The 10900-nt window shown below is 43.0% G+C and carries 10 protein-coding genes; 3 read left to right on the forward strand and 7 right to left on the reverse strand.

From position 1 onward, the window contains the following. The first annotated feature begins 99 nt into the window (after positions 1–99). Positions 100–243, forward strand: a complete 144-nt coding sequence (locus tag ACE3PQ_RS05210; RefSeq protein WP_171259024.1) for a hypothetical protein — start codon at positions 100–102, stop codon at positions 241–243. A gap of 87 nt (positions 244–330) precedes the next feature. Here the strand turns inward: ACE3PQ_RS05210 and ACE3PQ_RS05215 are convergent, their stop codons facing one another. The 3 genes from ACE3PQ_RS05215 to ACE3PQ_RS05225 form a co-directional block, all read right to left on the reverse strand. Continuing rightward, the gene (locus tag ACE3PQ_RS05215; protein WP_374295834.1) at positions 331–2298 is read right to left on the reverse strand and encodes an alkyl/aryl-sulfatase; all 1968 of its coding nucleotides are present in this window, start codon (positions 2296–2298) and stop codon (positions 331–333) included. Positions 2299–2356: 58 nt separating this feature from the next. Further along, complete coding sequence (locus tag ACE3PQ_RS05220; RefSeq protein ID WP_374295836.1) at positions 2357–4075, reverse strand: GMC family oxidoreductase; 1719 nt, start codon at positions 4073–4075, stop codon at positions 2357–2359. A 150-nt stretch (positions 4076–4225) separates the two neighbouring features. Beyond that, the gene (locus ACE3PQ_RS05225; protein ID WP_374295837.1) at positions 4226–5659 is read right to left on the reverse strand and encodes a coniferyl aldehyde dehydrogenase; all 1434 of its coding nucleotides are present in this window, start codon (positions 5657–5659) and stop codon (positions 4226–4228) included. Positions 5660–5824: 165 nt separating this feature from the next. Between ACE3PQ_RS05225 and ACE3PQ_RS05230 the strand changes: the two genes are divergently transcribed. After that, complete coding sequence (locus ACE3PQ_RS05230) at positions 5825–6841, forward strand: AraC family transcriptional regulator ligand-binding domain-containing protein (RefSeq protein WP_374295839.1); 1017 nt, start codon at positions 5825–5827, stop codon at positions 6839–6841. Between the two features lie 38 nt (positions 6842–6879). On the opposite strand, the gene ACE3PQ_RS05235 is transcribed toward ACE3PQ_RS05230, so the two are convergent. Further along, on the reverse strand, positions 6880–7821 hold the full coding sequence (locus ACE3PQ_RS05235) for a formylglycine-generating enzyme family protein (RefSeq protein WP_374295842.1): 942 nt from the start codon (positions 7819–7821) through the stop codon (positions 6880–6882). Positions 7822–7870: 49 nt separating this feature from the next. Next, on the reverse strand, positions 7871–8512 hold the full coding sequence (locus ACE3PQ_RS05240) for an NAD(P)H-binding protein (RefSeq protein WP_374295844.1): 642 nt from the start codon (positions 8510–8512) through the stop codon (positions 7871–7873). A 296-nt stretch (positions 8513–8808) separates the two neighbouring features. Between ACE3PQ_RS05240 and ACE3PQ_RS05245 the strand changes: the two genes are divergently transcribed. Beyond that, a complete protein-coding gene (locus tag ACE3PQ_RS05245) occupies positions 8809–9693 on the forward strand; it encodes a LysR family transcriptional regulator (RefSeq protein WP_374295846.1) in 885 nt (294 codons plus the stop codon). Between the two features lie 72 nt (positions 9694–9765). On the opposite strand, the gene ACE3PQ_RS05250 is transcribed toward ACE3PQ_RS05245, so the two are convergent. Further along, positions 9766–10614, reverse strand: a complete 849-nt coding sequence (locus ACE3PQ_RS05250) for an SDR family oxidoreductase (protein WP_374295848.1) — start codon at positions 10612–10614, stop codon at positions 9766–9768. 157 nt (positions 10615–10771) lie between these two features. Next, positions 10772–10900 (reverse strand): energy transducer TonB (locus ACE3PQ_RS05255; RefSeq protein ID WP_374295850.1); only part of this gene is annotated, 129 nt, incomplete at its 5' end.

Consider the following 10900-nt stretch of genomic DNA (forward strand, 5'->3'; position numbering starts at 1 on the left):
ATAGATCAAGTCAAATTTTAATGATTGAATTTGTTGTATTTATTCTAGCTTGGTGAACAACCAATCGGCGTAGCATCAGCAAATCTTAGGAGTATGATAATGGCGAAGAAAGTCAGTAAAAAAGTCGCAGTAAAGCAAAAATTGAAATCAGTAAAACGTGAAATCAAGCAACGCTTGAACAAAATTGACAAGCAAGAAGGTAAAGTCAAAAAGCTGAAAAAGAAATTGAAAAAAATGAAGTAATCATCAACTGATTCATTTTTTAAATTTCACAAAAAAGCTGAACCCGATGGTTCAGCTTTTTTTAATTTGCAATGTTATTTATCTAGATTATGGCGTCACGATATTGAATAAATATTCAAACTCATCCAGCATGCCAAATAATGCTGACACCTGTTTCAAATCACCTTGATGTTTGATTTTCCCCTCTTGCATCAGTTCAGCAAAGGTTTTTTGTTTCATCAAAATCATATTCAAATCACTGCGATTCATGGTCAATGTTAAATCAGCATCTGCTTCTTGACGATCTGCGGTGACATTGAGGTGTGAATTTTTCAGCTCAATGGCAACTTTTTCTTTGCGATCTGGCAAATCGAGATTGATTTTGAATTGCTTACCTTTGGCACGTTCTGCATCTAAGCGTACTCCCATGTAGTCGAATAATAGCTCGGTATCCATCGCTCGGAGCAAATCTGGACCTGCTTTGGTATTTTGCGCTGTATTTTGCAAACCGTGGCGTAACTCATGCGCCGCCGAAAGATAAGCATTACGCCACCCTGCGGTTTCAGACTGATAGCCAAGTTGTTCGAGTGCATCGGCTTGCAGTGCTTTGGCTTTAACATTGTTTGGATCAGCAAAGACTAAATGATTGACGAGCTCAGCAACCCAACGATATTCACCTCGATCATACGCCGTTTGTGCTTTACTCAGTAATGCCTCACTACCGCCAGCCAACGCCACATAGCGTTTGCCTGCATCATCTGGACTGAGCTTATTCAGCGTTGCAGGATTCATATCGAAGAAGCCGATGTATTTATTCACCACACCACGCACATTGTGGCTCACAGAGCCATGATAGCCACGGTTATACCATTCTTGAGATAACACTTCTGGCACGGTAATTTCGTTGTGTATTTCATTGATGGTCACACCGCTATTGGCAAGATGTAGACTTTGATCATGCAAATAGCCATACATATCTCGTTGTTTTTCCATGAAATCAACGATGTTTTGATTGCCCCAACGTGGCCAATGATGCGATGCCATCAACACTTCGGCTTTTACCCCAAATTGCTGTAAGGCTTGGTTAATACTCTTACTCCATATCGATGCATCACGGGCTTCTGCGCCACGGATGGTATAGATATTATGCAAGCCAGCAACGGTATTTTCTGCCATCCATAGCGTTTTGAATTGTGGGAACCACGTATTCATTTCTGATGGTGATTCAGTATTTGGCGTGTTTTGGAACACCATTTCTACACCATCAATGGTCAGTGTTTCTTCATCTTTTTCAACGATATAATTCGGTGCGATCAGTCCAACTAAACCATATGCTACGCCTTTACCCAAGGCACCATCGACAACACCACGTTCACCTTTTGGAATCAAAATGCCGTATTGATACGAGGCACGGCGTTGCATGGCATTGCCCGCAAGGACACTTTCTTTGACCACATGTTCCATAAAGTCACGTGGGGCAATGAGTTTAACCTCTCCACTTCTCACTTGCTCTTCGCTGACAATGCCTTTAATTCCACCAAAATGATCGACATGGGCATGGCTAAACACCACCGCCTTGATTGGACGCTCACCCAACTGCTCAGTGACCAACTGATGTGCAGCTTTTGCAGTTTCTGGCACGGTCATCGGGTCAAAGACAATCCAACCTGTATCGCCTTGAATATAGGTGATATTGGTCAAATCAAACCCACGCACTTGATAAATACGATCGGTGACTTTGAACAAACCATAGTTCATATTCAGTTGTGCTTGGCGATATAAACTCGGATTGATGGTTGGGGTAAATTGATTTTTCTCTAAAAAATCAAACTGGCTAAGATCCCAAATCACTTCGCCTTTGGCATTTTTAATTTGCTTGCTTTTCGGTTTGGCAATCAAACCTTTACTGGCAAATTCAAAATCCTGACGATCGCTAAATGGTAATTCACTAAGCAATGCCTGATTGTGTGCTATGGTGTATTTCGTCGCTGGTTTGCTTTCCAACGTTGTATCAGCGATAGCCACTTGCATTGCTAAAATCGCAGACATGACGATGCCTAATCGTGTTTTGATCATCTTTAAAATCCTTTTCTCAATTGACGTTTTAACTGTTTTCCAGTTTTGACTATAAAATTTAAACTTGGCTTAATTCTCGTGCCAAATCACCCGTTCCTGTGAGTGCCGACACTTGACCCTCTAACGGTGCACTAAACTCAATCCGCTTGATCTGCGCTGCACGTTCTTCAGAAAATACAGGGATTTGGCTCATGGCAAATTCGGACAATGCAGTAATGGTCAGTGATGGATTGACACCCAAATTCCCAGGAATAATTGAACCATCTAAGACACGTAAGTTCTGATAACCAAATACTTCGCCCGTTTGATCAATGACGCCATTTGATTTGTCTGTACCAATCGCCACACCACTCATAATGTGTGCGGTCATCGGTGTGCCTAAAAGAATTTCCGTGAGTGCCGAACCTGCTTCACCGCCCAATTTATCAGCAAAAGATCGGGTTGCTTTTTCTGCTGATGGAAACGATACAGTCAGTGGCGTGTCATCGGCTTTTTGTACCGCTGTAATGCCGTTGCGGAACAGTCGATACCATTTACGGCGCCATTCAAGATGAATAAAAGCCTCTGACTTTTGCATCACCAAGAATAAAATTGAATTGCGTGCTTTGCCTTTGGGACGCAGCATTTTGAAGGTTTTTAGCGGATGCAATAAGGTATTGAAAATAAACTTCATGATTCGCACAGCACCTTGCCCTGTAACCATTGGTACATAAGGCACATAGAGCCACGTGCCGTCCGAGCCTTCACGGAAGCGGTTGACTTCCATATTGGTGTTGGCATCGACCGAGATGAACGAACTGATCGCCACACCATCATCGACTTTTTCACGGGTATCATTTGCCGTGGTCAACGTTTCAGAGTTGGTGCGAATCTGTTGACCGAGCAGTTTAGACATATTGGGTAAAGTCTTGGCTTGATCACGCATTTTCAGTAATAATGGCACAGTACCCATCACGCCAGCAGAAACCACCACGCCACGGCTTTTTACAGTGTATGTTCGAGTGCCAGATGCGGTGGTTTCTTTGACATGTACTTCATAGCCAGCGCTACCATCGGCATTGAGCGGGACAATTTTTAACACTTCAGAACTTGGGCGAATCTCCACACCGTTACGCTCAGCAAAATACAAATAATTTTTCATTAAGGTATTTTTAGAATTGTAACGACAGCCAATGATGCAGTTACCACAATATTGGCAAGTTTGACGGTCGGGACCATCGCCGTTGAAATATGGATCTTTCACCGTTTTGGCACGTGCACCATCCGCCTGCGGAAAGAACACACCCGTCGCTACTGTTTTATAGCTACTGCCATGTCCCATTTCTTCGGCGACCTGCTTTAAGGTCTCATCGGCGATGTTGGTATAGGTGTTTTTGGTGGTACCGAGCATACGCTGCGCCAGTGAGTAATAAGGCAATAATGCATCTTTCCAGTCGGTACGAATCTTCGACCACGCAGGTGATTGAAATACTTCATCATCTGGTATGAAATGCACATTGGCATAAATCTGCGAACCGCCACCGACACCCACGCCGTGTACCACCGTCACTTTATTGGTAAAGCTCATCTGTAAAGTGCCTTTGAGACCAAGCTCAGGCGCCCAAAGATAGTTTTTGGTATCGAGGTTGGTTTTTGGGAAATCCTCATCTTTACGTCTTAAACCTTTTTCCAAGACGAGGACTTTATTGCCTTTTTCACTCAAGCGTAATGCACTGACTGAACCACCAAAACCTGAACCAATAATGATTTGATCAAAATCAAACTGTGTTGTATTCATTGTATTTACTCCATTAAATATAATGACAAAGCACATTCATTGTCATTACTTTTTCATCCCTTAATCATTAACAACTTGCCAATCGTGACGCCGACTGGCGTTTTTAAAACTTGCTTTACATTGTGAGTTGAAAGCTTGTGATTTGAATATTTATGATTTCATTTTGGTCAGGAAATTCAGCATTCGTGTGGCAAAATTACCATACGGTGGCGCTAGGAATTTCATGCTCGAAAAACCTGCTTGATAGAAGACTGGGCGCATTTTTGAAAAGGTTAAAAAGCCTTCATAACCATGATAATGCCCCATACCACTAGCACCGACCCCGCCAAATGGCAGATCATGTTGACCGACATGGAATAATGCATCGTTGACACAGACCCCACCAGACATGACACGATTGAGATAATAGTCAATCAACGATTGATTATTACTAAATGGATAGAACGCCAATGGGCGATCACGCTTGGCAATATAGTCGACCACGTGCTTCGGATCGTCGTAGGTTTTCACCATCAAGATCGGACCAAAGGTCTCACGGGTATCAATGTCCATGTTGTCATTACTATTTAAGATCATGGTCAATGGAAATTTGCGAGTTGTCACATCTGCTTCTTGCTGATTCAGATTGACCACCATGGCACCTTGTGCTTTGGCCTGTGCAACACACTGCACAAGTCGATCGAAGGAGCGTGCATCAATAATCGAGGTGTAATCTACACTATCAATATCAGGCACGTGTTGTTTCACCCAGCGATGTGCAGCATCGATAAAGGCTTGACGCTGAGATTCATGCACAAAGACATAGTCGACATTGGTACAGATTTGCCCAGCATTAAACTGCTTGACGAACATGATGCGTTCCACGGCTTTTTCCAGCGGATATTCAGGATCGATCACCGCAGGTGACTTCCCGCCAAGCTCAAGCGTGACTGGGGTGAGATTTGGTGCCGCCGCTGCCATCACCTTACGACCTGTTGCACCAGAGCCTGTAAACATCAAATGATCAAAGGGCAACTTGGAAAATGCGATGCCGACTTCACCTGTTTCATCAAAGATTTTTAATTTTTCAGCACTAAAATATTTCGGTGTAATTTCTATCAGTAATTTTGCAAGATGACGTGAATTTTCAGACAACTTGACCATGGCACGGTTGCCAGCGGCAAACACTGCGGACAGTTGTGAGAACATCAGATTGACAGGAAAATTCCACGGTACAATTAAGCCAATCACGCCAAGTGGCTGTGGAATGACACGATTTTTGGCACCAAAATACATGCTTTGATCGACTTTACGCTTTTGCACTTTCATCCATTTTTTCAAGTGCTTTAAGCTGCCATTAATATCATCTGTGGATGTAATAATTTCTGCTAGGAGCGTTTCGTGACGTGAGCGATTGCCATAGTCTTGGTTGATCGCTTCAATCAGCTCTTCTCGATGGTTATTAATCATCGCCTTGAGATTGAGCAAATGCTGTTTGCGTATCGCATAGGTTTCGATACCATCAGTGTGTGCGCTGGCTTTTTGAAGATGCAGACAATGCTGTAATTCTTGTTCGATCGTGGTTGGTTCAAAAATAGCTTGCATGATTTCACCTTATCCCGACTGGGCTGTCCTTAACCTGTCTTAAATAACAGTCTCTAAAATGGGTATTTCAAGACCTTTTCCTGAGTTAACTTTAACAAATCACTTGAAAGTTGCTTGATATTTTAGGACACTAGGTTGATATTTTAGGACAAATGGATGGTTGAGATGGCAAGCTATATCCGAGCAGCAAGTCTTGGTGGTTTTGAAGACTTAGTGCGCAGTTATGGGATCAACCCAATGGATGTGATGCGTGAAGTCGGTATATTGCCTGCATTGCTCCGTAATCCAGACTCATTTATTAATTATGAGCATTATCTTGATTTACTCGAAGTGGCGGCTAAGCATTGTGATGCGCCATGTTTTGGTTTGAATTTGGCTGCTAAACAAAATATTCAAACCATTGGCTTGATCGGCGTCTATATGTCTCGACAAGACACGGTATTGCAGGCATTAAATGTGGCGCAGAAATATGTCTACTTGCATGCAGATGGCATTATGTTTCAGGTGACACAGCTGGATGATCAACTGTGTGAGCTGAATTTTATTCGCTTAAATGAGAATGACACGATACTGCCTCAAAAAGCACAGCTATCTATCGGATTGATTTTTAATATTTTTAAGGACTTGATCGGTCCAACTTGGCAAGCCAAACAAATTAAACTCAAACAAAAACAACCTGATGTGACGACCACACAAATATTTCGGAACACGTTTAACTGTCAGGTTGAGTTTGAAGCAGATCGAGATGCGCTGTACTTTCCTGCAAAACTGCTCAAGGCTCGTCCATATCATTTTCAAGAGGAATTGGTCGATCGCTTGATCGTACAACAGCTCGAAACGCAGCGTTTGAAAAAACAAGATACCGAGGTGCAATTGATCGAAAGTACCATCAAAATGCTGCTTGCCACTGGCGACTGTAGTATCGAAAATACAGCGCTGTGTATGGGCATACATCCTAAAAAATTACAGCGGATTTTGAAAGATCAAGGCACCTCTTATCGGAATGTGCTCGAAGCGGTACGCAAAGCAGAAACCTTACGCATCATGAATCATCATCAAGATATTCATCTGACCGATCTGGCATTGCAATTGGGCTATGCAGAATTGTCTATTTTTAGCCGAAAATTCAAATCATGGTTTGGCATGACACCATCGGAATGGCGTATTGCACATTTCAGCTAAAAGATTTGTGCAATGTATTTTGCAACTGGCATATTGCCTTATTTGGCGGTAGTTTTCAGTGTTTTGACTAGACGAAAGCCAATACTGATCCCCCGATAGTCTGCAGGATAGGATTTGCGGAAGGCACTAGTCCAACCATCTGCGGTGATATGCCAACTGCCACCTTTGACCACTTTTTCTGTGCCTTTAAGAACTTGCGGATTGTCTAATACCGCTGTTGACGGACTCCCTGAGAAGCGTTCCTCAACAGATACGAATCCATCGGCAACCCATTCCCAAACATTGCCATGCATATCGTACAAGCCCCAAGGATTTGGTCGTTTTTGACCGACAGGATGTGAGCCTCCCGTGCGAAAATCCTCGCCGTACCACGCATAGTGCTTGAGTTGATCTTGATCATTGCCAAATGAATAGGGTGTGTTGGTGCCTGCTTTGGCAGCGTATTCCCATTCCGCCTCTGTTGGCAGTCGATAGCTATGTTGCGGATCGAGTTTATTCAACTTTTCGATAAATCGCTGGGCATCATTCCATGACACCGTCGCAGGATGATCAGGCTTGGTGATCCGTTCTTTCATCCCAGGCAAGTTGTAAAAAGAATTTGATCGATCAAGATCAAATGAACTACTGCCCATGACAGCTTGCCACTGTGCTTGAGTCACTTCATATTTCGACAGATAAAAGTCATCAGTTATATTGACCTGTTGCTGTGGGCTATCAGCTTCGCCCATCTGAAAACTGCCCGCCTTGATCAGTACAAAGTCTTGGTTGGCAATCACTTGCTGTGATCCGTCCTGCTGTGATGAACTCAGCGCTTGCACCGATTGTTCTGCCTCCAAGGCTTGATCCTGCTTGACTTGTGCTGTGGACTGCGTAGAAGGTTGTTCGCTATTGCCTTGCTTGCTACACCCCATGACCAATAATAGTGTGCACAAGGTCATCATGATTTGCCGTGTATGACGTGCATCGTACTGATAAGACATGTTGTTCGCTCCTTGCATTGCTTGGACTCGCACCCTTTATCAATGTGACTCAAGCGGCATTATAGATACCAACACTTTGCTGAATATGTTGCGTCGGCTGATCTATCAAATCACAAATAAAATCTACCAATGCCTGTTTTGAAGTTTCCATACCTGTAAAGGCTTCACCTTTTTGGCTCAATACTACCTTAGAATTTGGCGCATGAACAAACCAACCCGGTCGCACCAAGGTGTAATCTAATCCTGAAGACTCCACCACATCCGCCAAAGCACGATACGGTTTCAGCGCGGGATTATTTTGCAGATTTTGTGCTGGTGTGGTCACTTCATTATATATGCCCATCGATGTAATGAAAATTAGCCGTTTTACGCCTTCTTTTTGCATGGCATTGACGATATTTTGTGCTTGTTGTCCCAAGTCATGACCACTGAGATTGGCATACACCACATCAATATCAATCATCGCCTGTTCAAGCTGAGCTATATCATTAACATCCGCCTGAATCACATCGACGTGATGGTGCTCGACGGCATGTTGACAGTTTAACCGCTGTGGCTGACGACAATATAAGAACAAATGATGTGTTTGATCATTCACTAAGTGCTGGTTTAACAATTGCGCATTTAATCGTTGTGCTGTGACCAGTTGTGCAATCTGACCTGTTGCACCGAGGATGAGAATATTGGACATGATATTTCCTTAATTGATCAAAATTCAAACCACGTTATTAAGTTTCATCGTATTAAAGTGTGTTGAGCTTATTTTAAATAAAATTTTTTGCTGGATTAAGTCAGACATTTCGTAAACACTTATCCATTTTGTTCATGAATCAGGATAATTAATTAAAAACTTGCGAAACTCAGTCAAATAATTAAATATTTTCAAAGGATTAACATTATATGAATTATTTCAATATGCTAAAAAAATGATGTTCGATCACGTGATATTTCACTAAACTAACCTGATCTTAACAACAACAAAACCACATGCTCGACAATCTCAACGAACTCAAAGCATTTATTACCGTTGCGCAGTGTCAAAGTTTTACCAAAGCCGCAGCACAACTTGGCGTCTCGCAATCTGCACTGAGCCACACCATTAAAACGCTTGAAACATCACTCAATATCCGATTGTTACATCGCACCACACGCAGTGTATCGACCACCGATGCTGGTGAACAATTATTACAGTCCGTCGAGCCTTTGCTCACTCAAATTGGTTCAGAGATGCATCGCTTGACTGAGTTTCGTAACAGTCTATCGGGTACGATACGCATCCATGCGACGGATCATTCGATTCGCATGATCTGGGATCGGCTGTTTCCGCTATTGCAGCAACATCCTGAAATCCAGCTCGAAGTGGCAACGGAATATCGATTCACTGATATTGTCGCTGAGCGCTATGATATGGGCATTCGCCTTGGTAGCCATGTCAACAAAGACATGATTGCTGTGCGTATCTGTGAGGATTTGGAGCTCGCTGTTGTGGCAAGTCCTGCTTATTTTGAAAAATATCCGAAACCACAAACTATTGACGATTTGGCTGAACATAATTGTCTCAATATGCGACTACCCACCAAAGGCGGACTGATGCCGTGGGAATTTCGCATGTCAGATCAGCACGTGGTTGAGAAGCATGTCGAGGGGCAATTTATCTTTAATCAGACCCCACACATTATCAAAGCCGCAAAGGAACATCTCGGTTTGGCTTGGTTGCCTAAAGATTTGGTCAAAGAAGACATTAAAAGTGGAGAACTGATCTGCGTGCTTGAGGAGTATCAAATGAGCTATCCAGGCTATCATTTGTATTATCCAAACCGCCGTGATTCCTCACCGATTTTCCGTCTAATTGTCGATGCATTAAAAATTTAAACGATGGCGCACAAAAAAGCAGTGCATTTTCATAATACCCTGCTTTTATATTCTTGCTTATTTTAGGAGAATTTATGTATTTGAAGTAGGCTGTAAATAATCCAGCTCACCAAACCAGTAAGATGCCGTCACCCCGCCATCAATCAGAAAATCAGAACCCGTAATAAATGCACCCGCATCAGTCATGAGTAACTCTGCAACATTGGCAATCTCATCAGCTGTACCCGCACGTCCAGCTGGCGAACGATCTAACATGTTGCGATAGCTTTCGCCTCGTGGTCCATTCAGCTCATCAAGGGCAAGTGGCGTGATCACAATCCCTGGGCTGATGGTATTGATACGTCCGCCACGATCTTTCCACTTCACCGCTTCCGCCATGACACGTAAGGCGTTGCCACGTTTTGAGATTTGATAGGCATTCAGGGTATCTGTAACAACATTTGTAGATAAAAAATCTTGTGCCAATAATTCATCACTTGGTGTGGTGGCAAGGATTTTGTTCTTTTCTGCGCTCAGAGCGGGTAAACGATGTCCAGATTGCGATGAAATCACCACACCAGAACCGCCTTCTGCGATAACTTGTCCAAACTCCTCCAAAATCACTGCTGTGCCGTAAAGATCAACTTTCAAGATCACCTCTGGGGTTGCTTGCGATGGAGAGACGCCTGCGGCGTGAATTAAGCCATGTACCTCACCCAACTCACAAGCTCGTTTAACCAAGGATTGTATTGCACCTTTTGATGAAATATCGACCGTTGTCGTTTCGACTTGAAATCCTGCTTCACGTAATGTTTTGGCAGCACGTTCAGCATTTTCAAGGTTTAAATCAGCAATTAAAATCGTTTTTCCTGCACTCATCCGACGTGCAATGGCAATACCGATTGCACCTGCACCAATCACCACATTAACTTGTTTTTTCATTGGTCTATTCCTGATCTATTTGCTTCAGCCCTGTATCCGTAAGCACCATAGGTTACGGATTGGTCTGTGTTGAGCTCTATCATAAGGAATTTTTACGTTAGGATTAAGGTGGGCACATCACTTGTGCTTATGAGTTTAATTCATCAATCAACGTAGATTATGATGCACCTGCAATCCTAAACTGAAAGGTATTTTTCACGTGCTGTACTGCGACTGCTTGCCCATTGACTTTACGTGGTTGATATTGAAATTGCTTGGCTGCTTGCAACGCAGGACGGACAAATAG

This window comes from Acinetobacter sp. (assembly GCF_041911495.1).
Classification (GTDB): Bacteria; Pseudomonadota; Gammaproteobacteria; order Pseudomonadales; family Moraxellaceae; genus Acinetobacter.